The organism is Pseudomonas sp. SIMBA_068, from assembly GCF_046534705.1.
GTDB classification, from domain to species: Bacteria; Pseudomonadota; Gammaproteobacteria; order Pseudomonadales; family Pseudomonadaceae; genus Aquipseudomonas; species Aquipseudomonas putida.
In genome coordinates, this window is sequence record NZ_JAWRYI010000526.1 from 1 (window position 1) to 271 (window position 271).

The 271-nt window shown below is 62.0% G+C and carries 1 protein-coding gene; it reads left to right on the plus strand.

The genetic code is table 11. The features are described 5' to 3' along the window. The coding region (locus SB756_RS30240) for an aldehyde dehydrogenase family protein (protein ID WP_410913256.1) at positions 1-271 on the plus strand (271 nt) is incomplete at both ends.

Sequence of the window (271 nt, forward strand, 5' to 3'; positions counted from 1 at the left end):
CCTTCAAGGGCAGTTGGGCGCAGGTTTCGCCCTATCAGAAAGGCGTGGTGCTCAACCGCCTGGCCGACCTGATCGAGGCCAATACCGAGGAGCTGGCACAGCTGGAGACCCTGTGCTCGGGCAAGTCGATCAACCTCTCGCGCGGGTTGGAGATCGCCCAAAGTGTAGTCTTCCTGCGTTACTTCGCGGGTTGGGCAAGCAAGATCACCGGCCAGACCATGACCCCGTCGCTGCCGTCATTCGGCGGCGAGCGCTATACCGCCTTCACCTT